This window comes from Massilia sp. Dwa41.01b (assembly GCF_014171775.1).
GTDB lineage: Bacteria > Pseudomonadota > Gammaproteobacteria > Burkholderiales > Burkholderiaceae_D > Telluria.
Window position 1 is genome coordinate 4,904,798 of the sequence record NZ_CP050454.1, and the last position, 25,256, is coordinate 4,930,053.

At 63.6% G+C, this 25,256-nt stretch carries 24 protein-coding genes and 1 pseudogene; 13 read left to right on the forward strand and 12 right to left on the reverse strand.

Features of this window, described 5'->3' with window-relative positions:
• Positions 1-36: 36 nt before the first annotated feature.
• Positions 37-1,080 (reverse strand): phosphoribosylformylglycinamidine cyclo-ligase, encoded by a 1,044-nt coding sequence (gene purM / locus G4G28_RS22585; RefSeq protein ID WP_182990024.1) that lies wholly within the window; start codon positions 1,078-1,080, stop codon positions 37-39.
• Between the two features lie 305 nt (positions 1,081-1,385).
• Here purM and hda point away from each other — a divergent pair, with 305 nt between their 5' ends.
• The 7 genes from hda (at position 1,386) to thpR (ending at position 6,450) form a co-directional block, all read left to right on the forward strand.
• Positions 1,386-2,084 (forward strand): DnaA regulatory inactivator Hda, encoded by a 699-nt coding sequence (hda, locus tag G4G28_RS22590; RefSeq protein WP_182990025.1) that lies wholly within the window; start codon positions 1,386-1,388, stop codon positions 2,082-2,084.
• On the forward strand, positions 2,081-2,770 hold the full coding sequence (locus G4G28_RS22595; protein WP_182990026.1) for an HAD family phosphatase: 690 nt from the start codon (positions 2,081-2,083) through the stop codon (positions 2,768-2,770). The genes hda and G4G28_RS22595 overlap by 4 nt, the downstream gene beginning before the upstream one ends.
• Positions 2,748-4,148 (forward strand): polynucleotide adenylyltransferase PcnB, encoded by a 1,401-nt coding sequence (gene pcnB / locus G4G28_RS22600; RefSeq protein WP_183107848.1) that lies wholly within the window; start codon positions 2,748-2,750, stop codon positions 4,146-4,148. Before G4G28_RS22595 ends, pcnB begins: the two co-directional genes overlap by 23 nt.
• Entirely contained in the window at positions 4,145-4,618 is a 474-nt protein-coding gene (gene folK, locus G4G28_RS22605) for a 2-amino-4-hydroxy-6-hydroxymethyldihydropteridine diphosphokinase (RefSeq protein ID WP_182990028.1), read from the forward strand. The genes pcnB and folK overlap by 4 nt, the downstream gene beginning before the upstream one ends.
• 1 nt (position 4,619) lies before the next feature.
• Positions 4,620-4,967 (forward strand): DMT family protein, encoded by a 348-nt coding sequence (locus tag G4G28_RS22610; protein ID WP_182990029.1) that lies wholly within the window; start codon positions 4,620-4,622, stop codon positions 4,965-4,967.
• A gap of 74 nt (positions 4,968-5,041) precedes the next feature.
• On the forward strand, positions 5,042-5,902 hold the full coding sequence (gene panB / locus G4G28_RS22615; protein WP_182990030.1) for a 3-methyl-2-oxobutanoate hydroxymethyltransferase: 861 nt from the start codon (positions 5,042-5,044) through the stop codon (positions 5,900-5,902).
• Between the two features lie 11 nt (positions 5,903-5,913).
• Complete coding sequence (gene thpR / locus G4G28_RS22620) at positions 5,914-6,450, forward strand: RNA 2',3'-cyclic phosphodiesterase (RefSeq protein WP_182990031.1); 537 nt, start codon at positions 5,914-5,916, stop codon at positions 6,448-6,450.
• 167 nt (positions 6,451-6,617) lie between these two features.
• On the opposite strand, the gene G4G28_RS22625 is transcribed toward thpR, so the two are convergent.
• Positions 6,618-7,955, reverse strand: coding sequence for a glutamine synthetase family protein (locus G4G28_RS22625; protein WP_182990032.1), 1,338 nt, complete (start codon positions 7,953-7,955; stop codon positions 6,618-6,620).
• A 199-nt stretch (positions 7,956-8,154) separates the two neighbouring features.
• Between G4G28_RS22625 and G4G28_RS22630 the strand changes: the two genes are divergently transcribed.
• Positions 8,155-8,547, forward strand: coding sequence for a hypothetical protein (locus tag G4G28_RS22630; protein ID WP_182990033.1), 393 nt, complete (start codon positions 8,155-8,157; stop codon positions 8,545-8,547).
• Positions 8,548-8,893: 346 nt separating this feature from the next.
• On the opposite strand, the pseudogene G4G28_RS22635 reads toward G4G28_RS22630, so the two are convergent.
• A pseudogene (locus tag G4G28_RS22635) lies at positions 8,894-9,108 on the reverse strand (aldehyde dehydrogenase family protein); the annotation flags it as partial.
• Positions 9,109-9,323: 215 nt separating this feature from the next.
• On the opposite strand from G4G28_RS22635, the gene G4G28_RS22640 reads away from it, so the two are divergent.
• Both G4G28_RS22640 and G4G28_RS22645 read left to right on the forward strand, forming a co-directional pair.
• Complete coding sequence (locus G4G28_RS22640) at positions 9,324-10,784, forward strand: sodium:solute symporter family protein (protein WP_182990034.1); 1,461 nt, start codon at positions 9,324-9,326, stop codon at positions 10,782-10,784.
• 15 nt (positions 10,785-10,799) lie between these two features.
• Positions 10,800-11,114 carry a hypothetical protein gene (locus tag G4G28_RS22645; RefSeq protein WP_182990035.1) on the forward strand — a complete coding sequence of 105 codons (315 nt, stop codon included), beginning with the start codon at positions 10,800-10,802 and terminating at the stop codon, positions 11,112-11,114.
• Positions 11,115-11,142: 28 nt separating this feature from the next.
• Here G4G28_RS22645 and G4G28_RS22650 read toward each other — a convergent pair whose 3' ends face one another.
• The 3 genes from G4G28_RS22650 to G4G28_RS22660 all read right to left on the reverse strand — a co-directional run bounded on the left by G4G28_RS22650 (position 11,143) and on the right by G4G28_RS22660 (position 14,933).
• Positions 11,143-12,591 (reverse strand): aspartate aminotransferase family protein, encoded by a 1,449-nt coding sequence (locus tag G4G28_RS22650; RefSeq protein WP_182990036.1) that lies wholly within the window; start codon positions 12,589-12,591, stop codon positions 11,143-11,145.
• 89 nt (positions 12,592-12,680) lie between these two features.
• On the reverse strand, positions 12,681-14,051 hold the full coding sequence (locus G4G28_RS22655; protein ID WP_182990037.1) for a glutamine synthetase family protein: 1,371 nt from the start codon (positions 14,049-14,051) through the stop codon (positions 12,681-12,683).
• 123 nt (positions 14,052-14,174) lie between these two features.
• Positions 14,175-14,933 carry a gamma-glutamyl-gamma-aminobutyrate hydrolase family protein gene (locus tag G4G28_RS22660; protein ID WP_182990038.1) on the reverse strand — a complete coding sequence of 253 codons (759 nt, stop codon included), beginning with the start codon at positions 14,931-14,933 and terminating at the stop codon, positions 14,175-14,177.
• Between the two features lie 399 nt (positions 14,934-15,332).
• Between G4G28_RS22660 and G4G28_RS22665 the strand changes: the two genes are divergently transcribed.
• The 3 genes from G4G28_RS22665 to G4G28_RS22675 all read left to right on the forward strand — a co-directional run bounded on the left by G4G28_RS22665 (position 15,333) and on the right by G4G28_RS22675 (position 18,318).
• Positions 15,333-16,187, forward strand: a complete 855-nt coding sequence (locus G4G28_RS22665; RefSeq protein ID WP_182990039.1) for a PEP-CTERM sorting domain-containing protein — start codon at positions 15,333-15,335, stop codon at positions 16,185-16,187.
• Positions 16,188-16,447: 260 nt separating this feature from the next.
• Positions 16,448-16,597 carry a hypothetical protein gene (locus G4G28_RS22670; RefSeq protein WP_182990040.1) on the forward strand — a complete coding sequence of 50 codons (150 nt, stop codon included), beginning with the start codon at positions 16,448-16,450 and terminating at the stop codon, positions 16,595-16,597.
• Between the two features lie 56 nt (positions 16,598-16,653).
• The gene (locus G4G28_RS22675; protein WP_183107849.1) at positions 16,654-18,318 is read left to right on the forward strand and encodes a carboxylesterase/lipase family protein; all 1,665 of its coding nucleotides are present in this window, start codon (positions 16,654-16,656) and stop codon (positions 18,316-18,318) included.
• An 88-nt stretch (positions 18,319-18,406) separates the two neighbouring features.
• Here the strand turns inward: G4G28_RS22675 and G4G28_RS22680 are convergent, their stop codons facing one another.
• The 6 genes from G4G28_RS22680 to hemH form a co-directional block, all read right to left on the reverse strand.
• Complete coding sequence (locus G4G28_RS22680) at positions 18,407-18,781, reverse strand: nucleotide pyrophosphohydrolase (RefSeq protein WP_182990042.1); 375 nt, start codon at positions 18,779-18,781, stop codon at positions 18,407-18,409.
• The gene (can, locus tag G4G28_RS22685) at positions 18,778-19,455 is read right to left on the reverse strand and encodes a carbonate dehydratase (RefSeq protein ID WP_182990043.1); all 678 of its coding nucleotides are present in this window, start codon (positions 19,453-19,455) and stop codon (positions 18,778-18,780) included. The genes G4G28_RS22680 and can overlap by 4 nt, the downstream gene beginning before the upstream one ends.
• A 136-nt stretch (positions 19,456-19,591) precedes the next feature.
• On the reverse strand, positions 19,592-20,719 hold the full coding sequence (gene dnaJ, locus G4G28_RS22690; protein WP_183107850.1) for a molecular chaperone DnaJ: 1,128 nt from the start codon (positions 20,717-20,719) through the stop codon (positions 19,592-19,594).
• Between the two features lie 102 nt (positions 20,720-20,821).
• Positions 20,822-22,765 carry a molecular chaperone DnaK gene (dnaK, locus tag G4G28_RS22695; protein WP_182990044.1) on the reverse strand — a complete coding sequence of 648 codons (1,944 nt, stop codon included), beginning with the start codon at positions 22,763-22,765 and terminating at the stop codon, positions 20,822-20,824.
• Positions 22,766-22,878: 113 nt separating this feature from the next.
• Positions 22,879-23,427, reverse strand: coding sequence for a nucleotide exchange factor GrpE (gene grpE / locus G4G28_RS22700; RefSeq protein WP_182990045.1), 549 nt, complete (start codon positions 23,425-23,427; stop codon positions 22,879-22,881).
• Between the two features lie 550 nt (positions 23,428-23,977).
• Positions 23,978-25,081, reverse strand: coding sequence for a ferrochelatase (hemH, locus tag G4G28_RS22705; protein WP_182990046.1), 1,104 nt, complete (start codon positions 25,079-25,081; stop codon positions 23,978-23,980).
• Positions 25,082-25,256 lie beyond the last annotated feature (175 nt).

Below are 25,256 nucleotides of genomic sequence, written 5' to 3' on the forward strand. Positions count from 1 at the left end.
CGCGGGCGCCTTCGTTCTTGCTGCGGAAGGTTTTGCTTACAGCACCACGGTCTGCGCCTGGCCCTCTTCACGGGCGCGGATCTCGCCGATGCGGTAGACGGTTTCGCCGGCGGCCTGCAGCTGGGCCATGGCCGCGTCGGCGTTCTCTTGCGAGACGATGACCGTCATGCCGATACCGCAATTGAACACGCGGTGCATTTCCGCGTCCGCCACGCCGCCATGCTGCTGCAGCCACCCGAACAGCGGCGGCATCGTCCACGATGTGCTGTCGAGCACGGCCGTCAGATTCTCCTGCAGCACGCGCGGGATGTTCTCGACCAGGCCGCCGCCGGTGATGTGGACCAGGCCCTTCACTTCCATCGACGCCATCAGCGCCAGCAGCGGCTTGACGTAGAGGCGGGTTGGCGCCATCAGCACGTCCGCCAGCTTGCGGCCGTGGAAATCCGCTTCCAGGTCGGGCTTGGCCACCGAGATGATCTTGCGCACCAGCGAATAACCGTTCGAATGGATGCCCGACGAGGCCAGTCCCAGCACGACGTCGCCAGGGACGATCTTGCTGCCGTCGATGATCTGCGATTTCTCGACCGCGCCCACCGCGAAGCCCGCCAGGTCGTACTCGCCGTCCGGGTACATGCCCGGCATTTCGGCCGTTTCTCCGCCGAGCAGTGCGCAGCCGGACTGTTCGCAGCCTTCGGCGATGCCCTTCACCACGGCGGTCGCGGTCGCCACGTCGAGCTTGCCGCAAGCGAAATAGTCGAGGAAGAACAGCGGTTCCGCGCCCTGCACCAGGATATCGTTGACGCTCATCGCGACCAGGTCGATGCCGACCGTGTCATGGCGATTGAGCTCGAATGCCAGCTTCAGCTTGGTACCGACGCCGTCGGTACCGGAAACCAGGACCGGCTCCTTGAACTTCTTGCTGATCTCGAACAGCCCGCCGAAACCGCCAATCCCCCCCAGCACGCCTTCGCGCATGGTGCGCTTGGCAAGGGGTTTGATCGCTTCGACCAGGGCATCGCCGGCGTCGATGTCGACACCTGCGTCCCGGTAGGACAGAGAAACATTAGATGGTTGGCTCATGGTATTTAGCAGCGGAGGCGGTAAAATAGAAGGCGTAGACCTGTTTCTGGTCAATTCGCTATTCTAACAAAACGGCCCGGCCTTCAACGCTAAACCGCCGCCAAACTGCTGCCACATCGAGATAACAATAAAAACATGCCCTCTTTTCCGCCATCCAGAGCTCATACCAGCGACCCGCGCGCCGGGGCTCATGGCGGCATCCATCGCGTCCCGCTCCGCAAGGCCAGGTCTCCCGTTTTCATTGCCGGCGCGTCAGCTTTTATAATGCTGTATGCGTATGAATTTTCCACAGTGAACCGAACGCCATGAAACAGCTGGTGCTCGATCTCGGCGCCGACCCGGCGCACAGCCTCGATACCTTCCAGGTCGGGGAAAATGCCGAACTGGCGCACCTGATGCACCAGTTCGCGCAGCGTGCATCGCGCGAGCATTTCGCCTACCTGTGGGGCGACACCGGTGCCGGCAAGACCCACCTGCTGCAGGCCCTCGCAGCCACGCCGAATTCGCGCTATATCGCGTTCGATGCGCCCGCCGCCGATTTTGTCTTTACGCCAGGCATTAGCCTTTACCTGCTGGACGACTGCGACCGCCTGAGCCCGAACGCCCAGATCGACGCCTTCGCCCTGTTCAACCAGGTGCGCGAGCACGATGCCTACATGGTCTCGACCGGCCCGGTGCCGCCGGCCGTGCTGCCGGTGCGCGAAGACCTGCGTACGCGCATGGGCTGGGGGCTGGTCTACCTGATCCATGGCCTGTCGGACGACCAGAAGATTGCCGCGCTCACCCAGGCGGCGGAAGCGCGCGGCCTGACCCTGTCGGCCAGCGTGCTACCCTACCTGCTGTCGCACTTCAAGCGCGACATGCGCTCGCTGGCCACGATGCTCGACGCCCTCGACCAGTATTCGCTGGAGACCCAGCGCCCCGTCACGCTGCCCCTGCTGCGCGACCTGCTGCTCCAGGCCAGCCCGCAGTCGGAGTCCACGCTGTCGGAACAAAAAAAATGACCACGCTTGCCCTGTTTGACCTCGACCATACCCTGCTGCCGATCGACTCGGACTACGAGTGGGGCCAGTTCCTGGTGCGCATTGGCGCGGTCGACGCCGCCGCCTACGCGCGCCGCAACGACGCATTCTTTGCCCAGTACCAGGCCGGCACGCTCGACCCGGTCGAATACCTGGAATTTGCGCTCGGCACGCTGGCACGCTTTCCGCGCGGCGAACTCGACGCCATGCACGCGCAGTACATGCGCGAAGTGATCGAACCGAACGTCCGCCCGCAGGCGCTTGCGCTGGTGCAGCGGCACCTGGACGCCGGCGACCTGGTGGCGATCATCACCGCCACCAACGATTACGTGACCGCGCCGATCGCGCGCCTGTTCGGCGTCGCGCACCATCTCGCCGCCATGCCGGAAGCCGATGCCGCTGGCCGCCTGACGGGCAGGCTGGCGGGGACGCCGACCTCGGGCCCCGGGAAGGTGGTGCACATGCACGCCTGGCTCGAGCGCCTCGGCCGGCCGTTCGCGTCCTTCGAGCGCAGCTATTTCTACAGCGATTCGCACAACGACATTCCGCTGCTCTCGACCGTGTCGCACCCGGTTGCCACCAATCCCAGCAGCACCCTTGCCTCTTTTGCACACGCCCAAGGCTGGCCTTTACTCCATCTCTTCAATGATCAAAAAATTCATTCGTAAAATCCTTGGCGTGAAAGACGAGCGCGACCCGACCGAGCCAAGGATCCTCGGGCCGGAAGAACATGGCATCGACCTGAAACTGGTGTCGCCCAACGCGATCCGCCTGACGCAAACCCTGCAGGAAGCCGGCTTCAAGGCCTTCGTTGTCGGCGGCGCCGTGCGCGACCTGCTGCTGGGCGTGAAACCGAAGGACTTCGACATCGCCACCGATGCCACGCCCGAGCAGGTGAAAAAACTGTTCCGCCGCGCCTTCATCATCGGCCGCCGCTTCCAGATCGTGCACGTGATGTTCGGCCAGGAGCTGCTGGAAGTGACGACCTTCCGCGGCAAGGGCAGCAACAACGCGCCGAAGGACGAACACGGCCGCGTCCTGCGCGACAACAACTTCGGTCCCCAGCACGAGGATGCCGAGCGCCGCGACTTCACCATCAACGCGATGTACTACGATCCGGCCAATCAAACCGTGCTGGACTACCACGGCGGCATCGAGGACATCCGCGCCAAGACCCTGCGCATCATCGGCGTGCCGGAAGCGCGCTACCGCGAAGACCCGGTGCGCATGCTGCGCGTGGTGCGCTTCGCGGCAAAACTCGGCTTCACCATCGAGCCGGCTACCCGTGCGCCGATTCCCGTGATGGCGCCCCTGATCGACAACGTGCCTGCCGCGCGCGTGTTCGACGAGATGCTCAAACTGCTGCTGTCGGGCCATGCGCTGGCCTGCCTGCAGGAACTGCGTTCGGCCGGCCTGCACCACGGTTTGCTGCCGCTGCTCGACGTCGTGCTGGAGCAGCCGATCGGCATGAAGTTCGTGACGCTGGCGCTGGAATCGACCGACGGCCGCGTGAAAGCCGGCAAGGGCGTCTCGCCCGGCTTCCTGTTCGCCTCGCTGCTGTGGCACCAGGTGCTGGAAAAATGGACGGCCTACCGCGCCGCCGGCGAAGCGCCGATCCCAGCCCTGCACCTGGCGGCCGACGCCGTGCTGGACACGCAAACCGAGAACCTGGCCCTGCAGCGCCGCATCGCCACCGACATGCGCGACATCTGGGCGATGCAGCCGCGCTTCGAGCGCCGCACCGGCCGCGCGCCTTATAAATTGCTGGAAAACCCGCGCTTCCGCGCCGGCTACGACTTCCTGCTGCTGCGCTGCGCTTCGGGCGAACTGGAGAGCGAGATCGGCGAATGGTGGACGGCCTTCTACGACGCCGAATCCGGTGAGCGCGAGCGCCTCGTGACCCAGCAAACGCGCGTCCGGCCAGCGGCGAGAAGCAAGCGTGCGCCGCGCCGCGGCCCGCGTCATCGCAACGGCGAAGGCGGTGCCGAAACCGGTGAACGCAGCGCCAGCGCGGGCGAGGCAAGCGCGGGCGGCAACGACGAATGATCGCGGCGATCGGCATCGGCGCCAACCTGGGCGATGCGCGTGCGAACGTGCGCGACGCCCTGGCGCGCCTGGCCGACCTGCCTGGTGCGCGGCTCCTGGCCGCGTCCAGCCTCTGGCGCACCGCGCCAATCGATTCCTCGGGCGACGACTACATCAATGCCGCTGCCCTGCTCGACACGGACCTCGACGCCCATGCCCTCCTGGCGGCGCTGCAGGCGATCGAACTGGCCCATGGCCGCGAGCGCCCTTACCGCAACGCCCCGCGTACGCTCGACCTCGACCTGCTGCTCTACGGCGATGAAGTCATCGCCACGCCCGACTTGACGGTACCGCACCCGCGCATGCATGAACGCGCCTTCGTGCTGGCGCCGCTGCTGGAAATCGCTCCCGGCATCACTGTCCCCGGCCACGGCCCCGCGGCAAACCTGCTGCCGCGCGTCGCCGGCCAGGCCATCGTTCGCCTCGACTGACATGCAGATTCCCGTTTTCTTCCAGACCGCCGGTTTGCTGGTCCTGTCGAACATCTTCATGACCTTTGCCTGGTATGGCCACCTGAAAAGCCTGAACACGCGCGCCTGGTACGTGGCGGCGCTGGTGAGCTGGGGCATCGCCCTGTTCGAATACCTGCTGCAGGTGCCGGCCAACCGCATCGGCGCCACCCAGTACAGCCTGGCCCAGCTGAAGATCATGCAGGAAGCAATCACGCTGGCCGTGTTCGTGCCTTTCGCTATGTTCTACATGAACCAGCCGTTCAAGCTCGACTACATCTGGGCGGCGCTGTGCCTGGTCGGCGCGGTGTACTTCATCTTCCGCAGCTGACAAGGCGGTTCCGGCAGGATTTCCGGCGCCGCATTACACTATTCCCTCGCATTTTCTGATTTCAAAGGATCACCATGAGCGCTTATTTGCAGGGCAAGGACATGACGGGCACCAACGCGCCGGCGGTGCCTGCCAAGCCGGTCGCCAAGGCCGTCACCATCCCCGCATTGCAGGCGATGCGCGCGGCCGGCCTGAAAATCTCCATGCTGACCTGCTACGACGCCAGCTTCGCGTCCCTGATGGACCGCTGCGGCGTCGAGATGCTGCTGGTGGGCGACTCGCTCGGCATGGTCTGCGCCGGCCATTCGTCGACGCTGCCGGTGACGCTCGACGAGATGGTCTACCACACGGCCTCGGTGGCACGCGGCAACAAGAACGCGGTGCTGGTGGCCGACCTGCCCTTCGGCAGCTACCCGACCAGGGAAACGGCGTTCGCAAGCTCGGCGGCCCTGATGCGCGCCGGTGCCCACATGGTCAAGATCGAGGGCGGCGCCTGGCTGGCCGAGATCGTCGCCTTCCTGGTCGAGCGCGGCATCCCGGTGTGCGCCCACATCGGCCTGACCCCGCAGTTCGTGCACCAGCTGGGTGGCTTCAAGGTGCAAGGTAAAACCGATGCCGGCGCCGAGCGCCTGAAAAACGACGCGCTCGCCCTGCAAGCGGCGGGCGCGGCGGTCGTGCTGCTCGAAGCGGTGCCGGCAGCGCTGGGCAAGGAAACGACGGAACTGTTGCAGGTGCCGACGATCGGCATCGGCGCAGGTCCCGACTGCTCGGGCCAGGTGCTGGTGATGCACGACATGCTGGGCGTCTTCCCCGGCCACAAGGCGAAGTTCGTGAAGAATTTCATGGAAGGGCAAACCAGCATCGAGGGCGCCGTCAGCGCCTACGTCGGCGCCGTCAGGGACGGCAGCTTCCCCGGCATCGAACACTGCTTCTGAAGGAGACCGCGATGGACAGCGCCCCCACGAGTGTTCCCACTACGCGCCTGTTCGTCGCCCTCTGGCCCGAGCCCGGCATCCGCCACGCCTTGCGCGAGCGCCGCGATGCCTGGGACTGGCCACGCGGTGCTACGCCCGTCCACCCGGAAAAACTACACGTAACGCTGCACTTCCTGGGCGGCGTGCCAACCGGACGCGTGCCGGAGCTGCGCGCCGGGCTCGCCGTTCCGTTTTCGCCGTTCACGCTGTCCCTGGGTGTGCCGAAGTTGTGGTCGCACGGCATTGCCGTGCTCGAACCGCACAGCGAACCGCCCGAATTGCTGCGGCTGCACGCCGACCTGTCGCTCGCCCTGGTCGCACTCGGCTTGCAGCCAGAGACACGCAAGTTCCGCCCCCACGTCACGTTTGCCCGTCGCGCGAATGGCGCTGTCGTGCCGTCCGAATCCGAGCCGCTCACCTGGCAGATCGACCGCTATGCGCTGGTCGAATCGAAGCCGGGCAATGGTGGCGGCTACACGGTGCTGCAGGAGTATGGCTGCATTTCGTAGCGTGGGCTCCTGAGCCCACGCGGTCGAACACGTGCACCTCGAAACATGGCAAACAACTTCCACCTGCATGCGTGGATCAATATTCTCCAGCCTTGCGAGACGCGACAGTACGTCCGCGTGGGCTCGAGAGCCCACCCTACGTATGGCGACTCATTTCCGGCCAGGCATCACACCAGCAGCATCAGATGCTCGCGCTCCCACGAGCTGATCACGCGGCTGAAGGTGGCAAATTCCAGTTCCTTCACTTCGCAGAAGGCCTGCACGAACAGCTCGCCAAGCAAGTTCGACAGCGCCGGACAGCCGCGCATGCGCAGGATCGCGTCTTCCAGGTTGCGCGGCAGGTCGTCGTGGATGTGTTCGGCGCTGTCCTGGGTCGGTTCGCCGGGCGCAAGGCCCTCGACCATGCCCAGGTAGCCGCAGCTGAGCGTAGCGGCCATGGCGAGATAGGGGTTCACGTCCACGCCCGGCACCCGGTTCTCGACGCGGCGGTTCTCGGGCGTCGAATTCGGCACGCGGATGCCGCAGGTACGGTTGTCATAGCCCCAGTGCACATTCGTCGGTGCCGACTGGAAGCGCGACAGGCGCCGGTAGGAATTCACGTGCGGAGCAAACATCAGCAAGGCCGAGGGCACGTATTTTTCCAGGCCGCCAATGAAATGGAAGAACAGGGTACTGGGCCCGCCATCCTCGTTCGTAAAAATGTTGCGGCCGCTGCGGGGGTCGACCACGCTCTGGTGCACGTGCATGGCGCTGCCGGGTTCGGTTTCCATGGGCTTGGCCATGAAGGTGGCGAAGATTCCATGGCGCATTGCCGTCTCGCGCACGGCGCGCTTGAACAGGAAGACGCGGTCGGCCAGCTCGAGCGCATCGCCATGGGCGAAATTGATTTCCATCTGGCCGGCGCCCGCTTCGTGGATCAGGGTCTCGACACCCAGCTCGTGCAGCTTGGAAAAGCTGGACAGCTCGAGAAAGAAAGGGTCGAAGTCGTTGACGGCGTCGATGGAGTACGACTGGCGCCCCAGTTCGGCCATGCCGGTGCGTCCCATCGGTGGGGTCAAGGGGACGTGCGGGTCGGTATTGCGGGCGACCAGATAGAACTCCATCTCGGGCGCCACCACCGGCCTCCAGCCGCGCTCGGCGTACAGGCGCAGCACCCGGCGCAACACCGCGCGTGGGGCGAGCTCGACCGGGCTACCGTCGAAGTTCTCGCAGTCGTGGATGACCAGCGCCACCGCCTCGGAGGCCCAGGGCACGACGCGCATCGTGGCCGCGTCCGGCACGCAGACCATGTCGGGATCGGTGGCGCCCACATACGGTAAATTGTTCGGCTGCTCGCCGTTGACGGTGTTGAGCAGCACGCTTTTCGGCAGCCGCATGTGCTCGCCGCCGAGGAACAAATCCTTGGGCAGGATCTTGCCGCGGGCGATACCGGTCATGTCGGTGATCACGCACTCGACTTCGTGGATGTGATGCTCACGCAAGAATTCGCGCATTGCCTCGTGCATGCCGTTCTCCTGCCAGGTCGGAATGGTCAATCTACCATGGCTTGAGGGAGGGGCCGCGCGCCGGCGGCCGTGGGCAGGGGCAGGCGTATCGACGGCGATCGATCTACTTGCCACGATATCAACCTCTTCTTACACTGGGCTTTTCCCGTTCGCCCCAAGCACACACCATCCAAAAAAGCTCGTTGATCGGACCAGGACCATGACCAAGGACACTGTTTATCTGTACGCCGACGGATGCGATCTTCAGGATTCGGAAGCGGCGCTGACGGCTGCGTTCGCTAAGCTGGCCAGCCAATGCGCTCAGCCTTCCCTATTGCTGGTCAACGATAGAAAAACTGACAACGACACCGGTCATCCTGACGATTTGTCCGAATGGTCGTTGGGACTACATGTCGATGCCAATGCTTTGTCCAAAGACGACATCGACCTGCTGTTCCACTTTGCCAAAGATCTGGCAGCGCAAACAGGCCATGAATTCGTGTTTGGATTGGCTGACCGGCAGAAGAAGCTTACCGAAGACCTGTGCTTCATCAATGCAGACGCGGGCGAGAGGGAACGATTGCTGATGCTGACGGCGATTGCATGGCAATGACAGTCCTCGCTCTCAAAAATGCCCCGGTCTCACCGGCGCCATGGGCTGTGTTCGCAAGCTGGGGTCACGCAAGCTGGGGTCAGGTCTGACATTTGGACACGAGCTCAGCTAAAAACGGTGGCAGTCCTTGTTCATTCGCAAACTGGGGTCAGGTCTGACATTTGGACACGAGCTCAGCTAAAAACGGTGGCAGTCCTTGTTCAAGAGTGAGCCATGGATAATGCGTTTCCCCCACAGCAGGGTGTAGCGTGGAATAACTGCTGAGGCCGTGTCCGAATGTCAGACCTGACCCCAGCAGTACGCCTCAGCAGTACGCCTGCCCGAGCCGGTTTTGCGCCAGGGCGGCTCAGCCACCCTGAATCCAGGTCGTCTTCAGCTCGGTATATTTATCGAAGGCATGCAGCGGCTTGTCGCGCCCGTTGCCTGACTGTTCATAGCCGTCGAAGGGTACGGTGAGATCGTCGTTGTCTACTGGTTGACGTGGACTGTGCCAGCACGCAGACCCCGTGCCGTGCGGATGGCGCGGCTCAGGTTGGCCGTCCGGATGCCTGCCGCCAAGCCGTTAGCCCGGCGGCCGTCGATGAAAGCGCGGCCGTCGATGCACAGTGTGGCGGCAGCGTCGTGCCATTGTGTTGTTGGCATGCCAGTGTTCCTCCCATATTGAGTAAAAAACACGACAAAAAGCAGGAGCGATGCGATCCAGAAGCGAACTTATGCCGCTATAATCGCCGATTTTCCGCCCGATAATATCTGCCCCTTCCGGAGCCTTCCACACCATGAACTACACCTTGATCACTTGCGTCGTGCTCTACCTGCTGGGCACGCTGGCGCTGGGCGTTTGGGCGGGCTCGCGCATCAAGAACACCAGCGACTTCGCCGTCGCAGGACGCAGCCTGCCCCTGGTCATGGTCATCACCACGACTTTCGCCACCTGGTTCGGCGCGGAGACCGTGATGGGCGTGCCCGCCCGCTTCGTGCAGGGCGGCCTGAACGCCGTCATCGAGGATCCGTTCGGCGCCGGCACCTGCCTGATCCTGGTCGGCCTGTTCTTCGCCACCAAACTGTATAAACTCAACCTGCTGACGATCGGCGACTATTACCGCGAGCGCTACGGCAAGGGCATCGAGATCTTCTGCTCGGTGGCGATCATCCTCAGCTACCTCGGCTGGGTCGCGGCCCAGATCACGGCGCTCGGCCTGGTGTTTTCGGTGCTGACGAATGGTGCGATGGAGCCCTGGGTGGGCATGGTGATTGGCACCCTTGCCGTGCTGATCTACGTGGTGGTCGGCGGCTTCCTGGCCGTCGCCCTGACCGACTTCATCCAGATGATCGTGCTCGTCATCGGCATGTCGATCATCGCCTTTTTTGCTGCCGACCTGGCCGGCGGCGCCGACAAGGTGCTCGGCATGGCCCAGCAGGCGAATTTGTGGCGCCTGCTGCCGGAGCCAAGTTTTAACAGCATCATCTTCTTCATCGGCGCGGCCATCACGATGATGTTCGGCAGCATTCCGCAGCAGGACGTGTTCCAGCGGGTGATGTCGGCCAAGGATGCACCGACGGCGCGTACCGGTGCCGTGATCGGCGGCGCCAGCTACATCCTGTTCGGCTTCGTGCCGATGTTCATCGTCGCCGCGGCCGTCGTCGTCATGGGCGACCATGCCCTCGACATCGCCAAGAACGATTACCAGCGCCTGCTGCCGACCTTCGTGATGACGAAAATGCCGCTGGTAATGCAGATCCTGTTCTTCGGCGCCCTGCTGTCGGCGATCAAGAGCACTTCGTCGGCCACCCTGCTCGCGCCGTCGACCAGTTTTACCGAAAACATCCTCAAAAACCTCCGTCCGGGCATGAGCGACAAGCAGCAGCTGCTGGCGATGCGCATTACCATCGTCGTCTTCGCCACGCTGGTGCTGATTTACGCGATTGCGATGGAAGGCACATCGATCTATGAGCTGGTGTCCTCGGCCTATCAGGTGACCCTGGTTGCGGCCTTCGTGCCGCTGGTCATGGGCCTGTACTGGAAGCGCGCCACCACCCAGGGTGCGATCGTCTCGATCGCCGCCGGCATGGTCGTCTGGATCCTGTTCTTCCCGCAGCTGTCGTCACTGGGCGAACACTTCCCGGGCCAGCTGGCCGGTTTGCTGGCGGCGTTTGCCGGCATGTTTATTGGTTCGCTGGCACCGCAGGTGTTCAAGAACCGGACCGAGCCGACGAAACATATCGCGGCGAATGTGTGAGCGGCAGGATCGGCCATGATGACTGGTCCGGGCGATCAACACTCTTTCGGTAGCCGCGTCATACAGATTAGCCTGAACGACGTAAGGAATGTGTTTCAGGACGTCCTGCATCACCGCATGACGAGGGAAGCCGCCGACCGCTGGGCGTACTCGATCATGCAGGCGTCAGAAGGAAAGTCGCTGGAATATGTACCGCCCAGTGAGCAGGACCGGATATGGGCTGGCGTCATGTTTCTCTTGGGTGCTGACTTGCAAGAATCACCTGGCCAGTACTTGTTCAGTGACGAAGCTATCCACGACTGTATGCTGAAGGCGTGCGGCGACGCCTGAAGCCTCACCGCGTTCGCCTAAACATCCGCTACATCCATCCTCGTGCACGCACATCGGCCTGCGTCAAATCCAGGCACGCCCAAATCCGCGCCGCCATCGCATCGATCTCCGATTTCGTCATCACCAGCGGCGGCGCCACGATCATCCTGTCGCCCACGGCGCGCATGATCACCCCCTGCTCGAACATGTGACCTCGGCACAGCATGCCGACATGCAGCGCGCGCTCGAAGGGCATGCAGTCGTGCAGCGTCGGCCCCTTTTCCCTGACCAGGTTCAGGCCCGCCACCATGCCGCAGCTGTCGGCGTAACCCACCAGCGGGTGCTGCGCGAGCTTGCTGAAGGCCGCCGCCAGGTGCGGCCCGGTTTCCAGCGCCACCTTTTCTATCAACCGCTCCTCGCGCAGGATGCGCAGGTTCGCCAGCGCCGCCGCGCAGGCCACCGGATGGCCGGAATACGTAAAACCGTGATTGAAGTCGCCGCCCTTTTCGATCAGCGCATGGGCCACACGCTCGCCGACCAGCACGCCGCCCAGTGGCACGTAGCCGGAGGTGACGCCCTTGGCAAAGCTGATCAGGTCGGGTTGAAAACCCATCAGTTCGCAGCCGAACCAGGTTCCCAGTCGCCCGAAGCCGCAGATCACTTCGTCGGCGACGAGCAGGATGCCGTACTTGTCGCAGATGCGCTGCACTTCCGGCCAGTAGGTCGCGGGCGGAATGATGACGCCGCCCGCGCCCTGCACCGGTTCGCCGATGAAGGCGGCGACGTTCTCCGGGCCGACGGCGAGGATTTCTTCTTCCAGCCAGCCCGCCGCCAGCAAACCGAAGGCGTTCTCGCTCATGCCCTGGCCGTGTTCGCCGTAATGGGGCTGGCCGATGTGGCGGATGCCCGGGACCGGCAACCCGCCCTGGGCATGCATGCCAGCCATGCCGCCCAATGAGGCCCCGGCCAGCGTGCTGCCGTGGTAGGCGTTGTGGCGACTGATGATGACCTGGCGATCCGGCTGGCCGAGGATGTCCCAGTAGCGCCGCACCATGCGCACGACGGTGTCGTTTGCCTCGGAGCCGGAGCCGGTGAAGAACACGTGGGAAAACCGCGGCGGGGCGAGCGCCACCAGTTCGGCCGCCAGCTGCACGGCCGGAACATTGGTCGTGTTGAAGAAGCTGTTATAGAAAGGCAGGGTTTCCATCTGCCGGTAGACGGCTTCGGAAATGGCCGTGCGCCCGTAGCCGGCGTTCACGCACCAGAGGCCCGACATGCCGTCGATGATCTGGCGGCCGTCGGAGTCCCATAGATACACGCCTTGCCCGCGCACGATCACGCGCGCACCCTTGTCACGCAAGGCCGCGTGGTCGGTGAAGGGATGCAGGAAGTGGGCCGCATCGAGTTGTTGAAGGGCACGCGTGTCGAAGGTTTCTGCTTCGGGCACGCGCAAGGAGGCCAAGCTGGCGGCAATCACCGCCGTGTCATCGGTTGCCATGATGGCACCTCGTTTTTAGTGTGGAGATCCCTGGTTCTGCTGCGGTGCTGCGGTGCTGCGGTGCTTCCGTGCTTCGGTAAAAAACCTGTTCAGACGTGCAGCAGCAGGTGTTCGCGTTCCCACGGGCTGATGACGGTCATGAATTCCTGGTGTTCGAGCTCCTTGATCGCGGAATACACGTCGATGAAGCGCTGGCCCAGCACCTCGCGCACGCGTTCCTCGGCGCGCAGCAGGGTCAATGCCTCGGGCAGGCCCTGGGGCAGTTCGACCGGCATGTTGTAGGCGCTGCCTTCGACAATGGGCGACGGTTCGATCGCATGCACCATGCCGAGGTAGCCGCAGGCCAGCGTGACGGCCAGCGCCAGATACGGATTGGCGTCGGCGCCGATGATGCGGTTCTCGACGCGGCGGTCTTGCGCGCCGGAGACGGGGACGCGGAAGCCCACGGTGCGGTTGTCGATTCCCCACTGCAGGTTGATCGGGGCGGCCGTGTGGCGCACGATGCGGCGGTAGGAATTCACATAGGGGGCGACGATCGCCATCGCCGACGGCATGTAGCGCTGCAGGCCGCCGACGTAATGGTGGAACAGCGCCGACGCGGTCCCGTCGGCGTTACTGAAGATGTTCTGGCCGGTTTCGGCATCGACCACGCTCTGGTGCACGTGCATGGCCGAGCCCGGTTCGCCCGCCATCGGCTTGGCCATGAAGGTGGCGTACATGTCGTGCTTCAGGGCCGCTTCGCGCAGCGTGCGCTTGAAATAGAAGACTTTATCGGCCAGGCCCAGCGGGTCGCCGTGCTGGAAATTGATTTCCATCTGGCCGGCGCCGATCTCGTGGATCAGGGTGTCGACGTCGAGGTTCATCAGGTCGCAATAATCGTAGATGTCCTCGAACAGCGGGTCGAACTCGTTAACCGCGTCGATGCTGTAGACCTGGCGGCTGGTTTCGGCGCGGCCGCTGCGGCCGATCGGCGAGGCCAGCGGCAAGTCGGGGTCGATGTTCTTGGCCGTCAGGTAGAACTCCAGTTCCGGCGCCACCAGCGGCTTCCAGCCCTTTTGCTGGTAGAGCTTGAGCACACGGCGCAGCACCGTGCGCGGGGCGAAATCGACCAGCTCGCCATTGGCGAAATAGCAGTCGTGAATCACCTGCGCGGTAGGATCGACCGCCCACGGCACCATCGTGATGGTGGTGGGGTCGGCCTTCAGGATCATGTCGCGGTCGGTGCTGGAAATGGCGCGGTCGTAGGCATCGTCGCGGGTGGGCGAGTTGCCGGTGACGGTCATGCCGAGCACGGCTTCCGGCAGGCGCATGCCGCGCTCTTCGGTGAATTTCACGCGCGGCAGGATCTTGCCTCTGGCAACGCCGGTCAGGTCGGGGACCAGGCATTCGATTTCAGTGACGCGCTTGGCATTGAGCCAGTCGTCCATGTCGTTGTAAGAAAAATTCTCGCGGATTGCCATGTTTGCCTCTCGTTCTGTTCAGTCTTCGCAGGCGCGCATTGATGCGCCCTGCACGGGTGCGGAGAGAACGAGGCAGCTAGGGGACGGCGCCAACCGCCCACATGCGGGATGTGTCCCGGGCAGTCATGTGTTTCCCGATTTCTTGGCTCGGTAATCGCGGCAAGCCTGGCCGAAGGCACCGAACATCTTCATGGAATACGGATTGTGCGTGATGCGCCATTCGGGATGCCATTGCACTGCCAGCGTGAAGCCGGGTGCGGCGGCGACCGAAAAGGCTTCCACCAGGCCATCCTCGGCGGTGGCTTCGACCACCAGGCCGGGCGCCAGTTCGGCAACCCCCTGCCCGTGCAGCGAATTGACGGGAATTTCGTCGGCGCCGACGATCTCGCGCAGCTTGCCGCCCGGGGTCAGCATCACCTTGTGGGCGTCGCCGTATTGCTCGTCCATGCCAAGCTCGGGTTTTTCGCGGTGGTCGAACTTGCCTTCGACCAGTTGCACCGCCTGGTGCAGGGTGCCACCGAGGGCCACGTTCATCTCCTGGAAACCGCGGCAGATCGCAATGATCGGAATGCCGCGCCCGACCGCCGCCCGGATCAGTGGCAGGGTCGTTTCGTCGCGCGCCCGGTCCTGGGGCAGCGAGGGGTCGAGCACTTCTTCGGAGTAATAGCTGGGGTGAACATTCGACGCCGAACCGGTCAGCATGATCCCATGGCACAGCTGCAGCATCGTCTCCAGGTCGAGCGCCGGCCCGAGCGAGGGCAGGATCATGGGAGCGCAGTCGGCGCCGAGGACAACGGCGTCGACATATTTGTGCTGGGCAGCGTGATACGGATGTTCGCCGAAATCACGCGTGCAGGCTGGAACGATGACGATGGGGCGCATGGAAACTCTACCTTGTCGTGGGCGCACTGAGACCATCATACGAGCTATCTGGTCCGAGCGCGAGTGGCCATTAATCCAGATCAAACACTCAGCGTTTATGTCACACGCATGGCGCCGATCTGCTACTCAATCCGCGGTTTCATGGCAAAAGCTTATCGGTAACGCGCCGACCATGCCAACACGAATAGGCTGGGCAATACGGCTGCCGCGCATCGCCGCAGCGGGTGGCCGCCTGCCGCTGAAGCTGGAGGCTTCCTGTCGAAAAATTTTACATGTGCAGTAGCTGTTGATCCGGCACAAACTATAAGTACTTGAAGGAAATGACTATTTCTTTTATGGCATGATAATTGCTTATACTAAATCAGAGCGTATGTCCGCGACAATAATCAATGTAAGCCCATGAACGTCCTGAAAAAAATCATCACTTCCGCAGTCCTCACCCTTGGCATCACGGGCGCCGCCCACGCAACCTTCCTGTCGGGCGCCTACATCACGACCGGCGATCCCTACAACTTCACGCTGCAATTTGCGCAACAGGCCAATACCCGGATCGAGTCGGCCAAACTGTCCCTGTATTTTTCCGATCCGATCGATTACTGGTTCAAGACGAGCGAAACGCTGACGGTCAAGCTCGACAACACGGTGGCCGGCATCATCCGCAACGTCGACGCCGACGGCGACAAATACGTGTTCAACGTCCTGCCTTCGCTGCTGAGCGACGGCAAGCTGAAGGTGTCCCTGAGCCTGGGCTGCACGACCGACTACGCCTGCGTCTGCATCGGCCAGGATGTCTGGCTGAACGACGTGCTGCTGGCAATCAGCCGGGTCTCGACGGTACCGACCGTGCCTGTCAAGCCGGTCACTCCGGCGACCCCGGCGACCCCGGCAAACCCTGGCAGCACGACGCCGGTCACGCCGCCTGCACCGACCACGCCACCGATCGTGACGCTGCCGCTGCCGCCGACGGCGATCGATCCAGCCGTACCGAAGGTGCCAACCGAGCCGGCGCCTGCCGACACCACCCCGCCGCTCGTCACCCTGCCGCTGCCGGTCACGCCGTTCGAGCCGTCCCTGCCGAACGTGCCGACCATGCCTGACCAGCCGGCCGTGCCAAGCCAGCCAGGCATTCCGGCCGACCTGCCGACCGAGCACGCCGGCAACCCGGCCGCACCGGTCGACGTGCCGGAGCCAGGCACCCTGCTGAGCCTGGGCCTCGGCCTGCTGGGCCTGGCCGCCGTGCGCCGTCGCACCTGATTCGGTACTCCAGTCGCCATACCGGGCGCCTCGTGCGCCCGGCACAGTCTCTTTCGCCCTTCCCCACCCTCGCGCTACGCTTCCTTTCGGCCTGCGCACGGGCGGCCGCTACGCGCCGCCATGCCCGCTCCCGCCAACATGCGCGGATTGCCCGGGTTGTCAAGACCGCCCGTACGCCAACCATCTCCTGCCTCGACGCCAGCGCAGTACCCAGTCCGACCTGGCACTTGTGTCTGTTCCTCGCCGTTCAATTACCCGCTATGATCGATCCGGCAAGATCGATCGGCCTGCCGTTCGCCCGCGACAGCACCACGCTGACCGGAATTCCCTCCGGCAGCCGGCGCACATGCACGCACGGCCCGGCCGCCGTTCTCGACCATCACATGAACAATCCAGGAGACACGCAGTGAAAATGGAAGCGTCAACACACGCGCAGCGGATCAGGCTATCGCTGGCATCGGGCATCATGCTGCTGCTCGCCGGTTGCGGCGGTTCGGACTCGGGGCCGCAGCGCGCCCTGGACGTCGTCCAGACTGCCGGCGGCGAGGTCAAGGCCGTCGACCGCCTCGGCATGCGCAGCTACTTTGCCATTCCCTTCGCCGCGCCACCGGTGGGCGAATTGCGCTGGAAAGCGCCGGCGCCGGCGCAGAAATGGACCACGGCGCTGGCGAACACCAGGTCGGCGGCACCCTGCCTGCAGACCAGTGCCAGCCCGTTCCGCCTGGGCGGCGACAGCGAGGATTGCCTGTATCTCGACGTGCACGCGCCGACCGGAGCGGGCCCCTTCCCGGTCATGGTCAACCTGCATGGCGGCGCCTTCAATACGGGCGGCACGATGGTGTATGCCGACCCGTCGCCGCTCGTCAGCAAGGGCGTGATCGTGGTCAATGTGGCCTACCGGCTCGGCGCGATGGGCTTTCTCGCGCACCCGGCGCTGGCCAGTGAGGGCGCCGCGGGCAATTACGGCATCATGGACCAGCAGGCGGCATTGAAGTGGGTGCAGGAGAACATCACGGCTTTTGCCGGCGACAAGAACAACGTGACGATCTTCGGCGAGTCGGCCGGCGGTTTCAGCGTGATGACCCATCTCGCTTCGCCCGGTTCGCGCGGCCTGTTCAGCAAGGCGATGGTGCAGAGCGGGAACTACGGCAACGACCGCCAGCTGAGCGCCGCGCAGATGGGCGCTACCAGCAGCACCATCGTCGACAGCGCGATCAATGCAGCAAGGACGGCCGGCATCACCGGCATCGGCTGCGATCCCGGCGCGGTGAGTGCGGCCTGCCTGCGCAGCCTGCCCGATCCGGTCATCCGCATCTACCTGGCCAATGCCATCAGCACTGCCCTGCCGATCATGGTGCCCTCGGTGGACGGCAAGGTCTTGCCGAAATCGGTCAAGGCGACCTTCCTCGCCGGCGAAAACACCAAGGTACCGCTGGTGAACGGCACCAACCAGGACGAATACGCGCTCTACATCGCCATCAACGAGGCCGGCCGCCGGGCAGCCGCCACGCCGCCCAACTTCGATCCAGCCAACACCAGCTTCGCCCTCCCGGCCGCCGGCTATGCGCCGACCGTGGCGGCCCTGACGGCGGGCAGCGGCGCCAACGTCAACGACATCGTCACGAAGTTCTATCCGTTGGCCAACTTCGGCACGAATCCGGCCATCCAGCCGAGCCTGGCGGCGTCCAGCATGGCAACGGACCTGGGCTTCTCCTGCCCGGCCCTGCGTACCTCTCAGCGCGCCGCCGCCCAGGGGAGTCCGGTCTGGATGTACGAATTCCGCGACCAGACGGCGCTACCCACGGTCGGCATGGCCAACGGCAGCTATTACCTCAGCTTCCCGCAGGGCGCCGCCCACTCCTACGACCTGCAATACCTGTACAACATGGGCGACCTGGGCAACGAGGAACGGCGCCAGCTGCAAACAGCGATGACGCGCTACTGGACCAACTTCGCCAGGACCGGCAACCCGAACAGCGGCGGCGAGGCACCGGCGGCCTGGCCGGCATTTACGGGACCGGACAAGGTATTGGGGCTGGACGTGGCTTCAGGCGGGGGAATCGCGCAGGTGAGCAACTTCGACGCGGCCCACCAGTGTTCGGCGGCGTGGGGCAGCATCGTCGCTTTTTAACGGCAGGAGCACGCGGGTGATCGAGGCCGGAAGCCTCGATCGCCCCGCGGGGCTGGGACTGGAAGGTGTGGCTGCGCAAGGACGCGCTTCAGGCGTCCTTGTACTCGTGGTACTTGCGCGCGTCGCCGCGCACCTTGTCGGCCGGGTATTTGGCGCGATTCAAGACCATTTTCTCTTCGACCGCCGCCATCAGGTCGACATCGAGTTTATCGGCCAGGCGAACCAGGTAGACCAGCACGTCGGCCATCTCGTGCCGTACTTCGATCAATTTGTTGGCACCGAGCTCCTCGGCGCGGCCGTTCTGCAGCCACTGGAAGTGTTCCAGCAGCTCGGCCGCTTCCACCGACAGGGCCGAGGCCAGGTTCTTCGGCGTGTGGAACTGGTCCCAGTCGCGCTCGTCGACGAACTCGCGCACGAGCGCGCGCAGGCGGGCCAGTTCGCCCTGCCCCGCGTCAGTGTTCACCCTGCTTCCCCGTTGCCGCGGTAGCCGCTCAACACCACCTCGAGCTTCGGCGCGATTTCCTCGAAGCTGCTGACCGTGATGCCGAGGTCGCGCAGGCGGCCGTCGTGCACGCCGTAGACCCAGCTGTGGATGGTCAGCGGCTGGCCGCGTTCCCAGGCGTCGCGCACGATGGTCGTGTGGGCGACATTGATGACCTGCTCGGCTACGTTGAGTTCCACCAGGCGGTTGGTGGCGGCCTGGCCCGCCACGTTGCCGAGATAACGGCCGTGCTTGTCGCGCACGTCGCGCACGTGACCGAGCCAGTTGTCGGCCAGTCCCACGCGGGTATCCGTCAGCGCCGCATGCACGCCGCCGCAGCCATAGTGACCGCAGATGATGATGTGCTTGACCTTCAGCACGTCGACGGCGAACTGCATCACGGACAGGCAGTTCAGGTCCGAATGCACGACCACGTTGGCGATATTCCGGTGGACGAACAGCTCACCCGGCGCCATGCCGACCAGTTCGTTGGCCGGCACGCGGCTGTCCGAGCAACCGATCCACAGGTATTCCGGGGCTTGCTGCGAAGCGAGGTCTTTGAAGAAATTCGGATCCTCTTCGACCATCGACGCCGCCCAGGCGCGGTTGCGTTCGAACAGGTCGGCGGCGGTCAGGCCGGTCGGGGTCTTTGCCATCTGGTTCTCCCTGCTGTGGACGACACTCGCAGCATCGTCCGTGGTTTTCTTGAGTGTCCGGCATTGTAAACCGAACAATTTAACGGCGAAAAAAAACCGCCGAGGGCGCGTGCCGCTCGGCGGTGAGTAGTCAGCTTTACTCGAAGAAGTCTTTTACTTTATCCATCCAGCCCTTGCTCTGCGGGCTGTGCTTGGCGCCACCTTCCACCGTCAGGCGGTCGAATTCGCGCAGCAGGTCTTTCTGCTTGTCGGTCAGCTTGACCGGGGTTTCGACGATCACGTGGCAGAACAGGTCGCCCGAGTAGCCCGAACGCACGCCCTTGATGCCCTTGCCCTTCAGGCGGAAGGTTTTACCGGTCTGCGTGCCTTCGGGCACCGTGAACGAGACCTTGCCGATCAGGGTCGGCACCTCGATTTCGCCACCCAGGGCCGCCTTCGAGAACGAGATCGGCATTTCGCAATGCAGGTCGTCGCCTTCGCGCTGGAACACGGCGTGCGGCTTGATGTGGATTTCCACGTACAGGTCGCCCGACGGGCCGCCATTCGTGCCCGGCTCGCCGTTGCCGGTCGAGCGGATGCGCATGCCGTTGTCGATACCGGCCGGGATCTTCACTTCCAGCGTCTTGTTGCGCTTGATGCGGCCGGCGCCGCTGCACGATGGGCACGGTTCCGGGATCATCTTGCCGCTGCCGTGGCACTTCGGGCAGGTCTGCTGGATGCTGAAGAAGCCCTGCTGCATGCGCACCTGGCCGTGACCGTGGCAGGTGGTGCAGGTGACGGGTTGCGTACCCGGCTTGGCACCGCTGCCGTGGCAGGTGTCGCACTTGTCCCAGCTCGGCACGCGGATGGTGGTATCGAAGCCGTTGGCAGCCTGTTCGAGCGTGATCTCGAGGTTGTAGCGCAGGTCGGCACCGCGGTAGACCTGGGGTCCGCCGCCGCCGCGGTCGCCACGGCCGCCGCCGAAGATGTCGCCGAAGATGTCGCCCAGGTCGCCGAATCCACCGGCGCCGAAACCGCCGCCACCGCCGCCCATGTTCGGATCGACGCCGGCGTGACCATAGCGGTCATAGGCCTCGCGCTTTTCCGGATTGGTCAGCATCTCGTAGGCTTCCTTGACCTCCTTGAACTTCTCTTCCGCTTCCTTGTTGTCCGGGTTGCGGTCAGGGTGGTACTTCATCGCCAGCTTGCGATAAGACTTCTTGATCTCGTCTTCCGACGCACCCTTTGCGACCCCAAGGATCTCGTAAAAATCACGCTTTGCCATTTGGCACCTTGCTGTTATCTACTGAACGTACTGTCTGAGCAAAAAAACCGAGCCGCGAACCCTGGTGGTCACATCGGCTCGGCCATTTTTACGCGTTACGAATTACTTCGCGTCTTTCACTTCCTTGAAGTCGGCGTCGACGACATCGTCGGCTTTCGCCGAGTCGCCGCCACCGGCCTGCTGGCCCGCGCCGGCGGCGGCATCAGCACCCCCCTGCTGCGCCTGCATGTCGGCGTACATCTTCTCGCCCAGCTTCTGCGCAGCGGTCGACAGTGCCGCGACCTTGGCGTCGATGTCGGCCTTGTCGCCCGACTTGATCGAGCCTTCCAGGTCGGTGATCGCCGCTTCGATCTTTTCCTTCTCGCCGGCGTCGAGCTTGTCGCCGTATTCGGTCAGCGACTTGCGGGTCGAGTGCACCAGCGCGTCGGCCTGGTTGCGCGACTCGGCCAGTTCCTTGACCTTCTTGTCTTCCTCGGCATTGAGCTCGGCGTCCTTCACCATCTTCTGGATTTCCTCTTCGGTCAGACCCGAATTGGCCTTGATGGTGATCTTGTTTTCCTTGCCGGTGGCCTTGTCTTTCGCGCCCACGTGCAGGATGCCGTTGGCGTCGATGTCGAAGGTCACTTCGATCTGCGGGGTGCCGCGTGGTGCCGGCGGGATGCCTTCGAGGTTGAATTCGCCCAGGCCCTTGTTACCCGCCGCGATTTCACGCTCGCCCTGGTAGACCTTGATGGTGACGGCCGGCTGGTTGTCGTCGGCGGTCGAGAACACCTGCGAGAACTTGGTCGGGATCGTGGTGTTCTTGTGGATCATCTTGGTCATCACGCCGCCCAGGGTTTCGATACCCAGCGACAGCGGCGTCACGTCCAGCAGCAGCAGGTCCTTGCGGTCGCCCGACAGCACCGAGCCCTGGATCGCCGCGCCCACTGCCACGGCTTCGTCCGGGTTCACGTCGCGGCGTGGCTCCTTGCCGAAGAATTCCTTGACCTTTTCCAGCACCTTCGGCATGCGGGTCATGCCGCCGACCAGGATGATGTCGTCGATGTCCGAGACCTTCACGCCGGCATCCTTGATGGCGGTGCGGCATGGCTCGATCGTCTTGTTGATCAGTTCCTCGACCAGCGACTCCAGCTTGGCGCGGGTGATCTTGAGGTTCAGGTGGACCGGCGCGCCGTTCGCCATGGCGATGTACGGCTCGTTGATTTCGGTCTGCTGCGACGACGACAGTTCGATCTTCGCGCGCTCGGCCGAGGCCTTGATGCGCTGCAGGGCGATCGCGTCCTTCGACAGGTCCAGGCCGTTGATCTTGCGGAACTCGTCGATGATGTAGTCGATGATGCGCTGGTCGAAGTCTTCGCCGCCGAGGAAGGTGTCGCCGTTGGTCGACAGCACTTCGAACTGCTTTTCGCCGTCCACATCCGCGATCTCGATGATGGACACGTCGAAGGTGCCGCCGCCGAGGTCATACACGGCGATCTTGCGGTCGCCCTTGTCGGTCTTGTCCAGGCCGAAAGCCAGCGCGGCCGCGGTCGGTTCGTTGATGATGCGCTTGACGTCCAGGCCCGCGATGCGGCCGGCGTCCTTGGTTGCCTGGCGCTGCGAGTCGTTGAAGTAGGCCGGCACGGTGATGACGGCTTCGGTGACTTCTTCGCCGAGGTAGTCTTCGGCGGTCTTCTTCATCTTGCGCAGGACTTCAGCCGAGATTTGCGGCGGAGCCAGTTTCTTGTCGCGCACACCGACCCACGCATCGCCGTTGTCGGCTTTGGCGATCTGGTACGGCATCAAGGAGATGTCTTTCTGGACTTCCTTTTCGTCGTACTTGCGGCCGATCAGGCGCTTGACGGCGAACAGGGTGTTTTTCGGGTTGGTGACGGCCTGGCGCTTGGCAGGCGCGCCAACGAGGATCTCGCCATCTTCCTGGTACGCGATGATCGACGGCGTGGTGCGCGCGCCTTCGGCGTTCTCGATCACCTTAGGCTGGCCGTTTTCCATGATCGCGACGCAGGAGTTGGTGGTTCCCAGGTCGATACCGATAATTTTGCCCATGATTTATTTTCCTTTTAATACTGAAATATTTGAATGATTCGGATATTGGGAAAAAATGCGTGCTTTCAAGGGGCCGGCCATCCTAGTTTTGCCGGGCAGCACATTCATTTTTCTTATTTCGGCTGTGCCGCCGTCACGATGGCCGGACGCAGCAGGCGGTCGGCGATCATGTAGCCCTTCTGCAGCACGGTGACCACGGTATTGGCTTCCTGGTCGGCCGGGACCACCGCTACGGCCTGGTGCTTCATCGGATCGAGCTTGTCGCCTGGCTGCGGCATCACTTCGACCAGGCGATTCTTCTCGAACGCGGTGGTGAGCTGCTTGAGCGTCATCTCGACGCCTTCCTTGATCGACTCGACGGTCGGCGCTTCGACCTTCAGCGCCATTTCCAGGCTGTCGCGTACCGGCACCATGGCCTCGGCGAAGCTTTCGATGGCGAATTTATGGGCCTTGCTGACGTCGTCCTGGGCGCGGCGGCGGATGTTTTCGCCTTCGGCCTTGGCACGCATGAAAGCGTCGTGCATCTCAGCCAGCTTCGCTTCGGTCGCGCTCAGCTGTTCTTCCAGGCTCGGTTCGCCATTTGCTGGAGCGGCCTGTTCGGCTGCGGGTGCGGCGTCGCCTTCCGGCTGCTTCATCACCTCTGGATTTTCTTGGTCTTGCATCGAAAAAACTCCTGAAATCAAAGACTTGGCTGAATAATTGGACAAATGATGCTTGTCGTACAGCGCCGCATATGGGGCGATCTCCTACATTTTCAAGGGGAATTGTGCATCTGTTAGCAGAAAGACTGACAACATTTGTTACAACAGTTACCGATGAGCTGATTCTTTCCCGAGGCGGAAGTCCTACCATATGTTCCAGACGCACGTTGACGTCGGAACAAGAAAAGCCAGGGCCAGGGAGAGCATCATGAAATTGCAGTTGATCAGCAGCGCCGTCGTGGTCTACACCGCGCTTGCAGTGGCATGCATCTGCTACGCCGGTGTTTGAACACAGCGGCGAAAACGTAGCATTTTAACAGGTCACGGTGCCGCTCCGCGACCCCTGACCGGCAGACCGGGCAGCGACCGCTGCCTGGTGGTGATGGTTAGGGCTGGGTGATACGCGCTCGCCACGTCTGGCGTAGGCCGGGCGGCTGCGCCGCCCGGTGGTGATAGGTAGTATTGGATCAAATGCGATCCATGTGCTCGCCGTGGAGCATGGCCGTCTGCATCAGGCTCCCAGCCGCGCCGCGTGCTCGCGCCCCAGTTCGGCATCGCGCCGCTGCGCTTCCCGCTGCGACGGACTCATCATGGTAGGCCAGCCGATCAGGTGTTCCTCGGCAATCTCGGCCATCCCGACGATCCAGCTCGGCGACGTGTTCAGGCAAGGGATGTAGTGAAACTCCTTGCCGCCCGCCGCTTCGAAGTCGTGTTTGACTTCCATCGAGATTTCTTCCAGCGTCTCCAGGCAATCGCTGGTAAAGCCCGGGCAGATCACGTCGACCCGACCCACGCCCTCGCGCGCCAGCGCCTGCACGGTCGGCGCGGTATAGGGCTGCAGCCATTCGGCGCGGCCAAAGCGCGACTGGAAGGTGACGAGGTACTCGTCCGGACTCAGGCGCAGGCGCTCGGCCAGCAGGCGCGCGGTCTTCTGGCATTCGCAGTAATACGGGTCGCCGCGCAGCAAGGTGCGCTTGGGCACGCCATGGAAACTCATCACCAGCTTCTGGCCACGGCCGTTGGCTTCCCAGTAGTTGTCCACGCTGTCGGCCAGCGCGGCGATATAGCCGTCGTGGTCGTGGTAGTGCTTCACCAGGCGCAGTTCGGGCACGTTGCGCACATGGCGGTAGTGTTCAAACACGGCATCCCAGATCGACGCCGTCGTGGTACCGGAATACTGCGGATACGCCGGCAGGATCGCGATACGGTCGCAATTTTCCTGCTTCAATTGATCCAGCACTTCGGGCAGCGAAGGCGAGCCATAGCGCATCGCCATGCGCACCTGCACGCCCTCGTGGCCGCGCTCTTCCAGCATCTCGCCGAGGAGCTTGGCCTGCTTCTGCGTATGCACCTTCAGGGGCGATCCCTCGCGCGTCCAGATGGTCTGGTACTTTTTGGCCGAGGCCCCCGAGCGGAACGGCAGGATGATGAAGGTCAGGATGAACCACCACACCTTGCGCGGAATCTCGACCACGCGCGGGTCGGAGAGGAATTGCTTCAGGTAGCGCTTGACCGCCTTGCGCGTGGGCGCATCCGGCGTGCCGAGGTTGACGAGGACAATGGCGCTCCCGGCAATGCTGCCGTGGGTATGGGGTGGTTCTTTGCGAAAGGGCATGGGCAAACGATAGGGGCGGAGGGCCTCCATTATATGTGTGCCGCGTAGCCCCTTCGCTTCAATATTGACGTTTCGAGGCGCTGGCGCGGCCGTTCGGCAATGTTCACGCGCGCAGATGTGTCGCGCACGCCACGGCCAGTCGCGTGCGCGTGTGGTGGCAGGCAAGCTTGCCGCC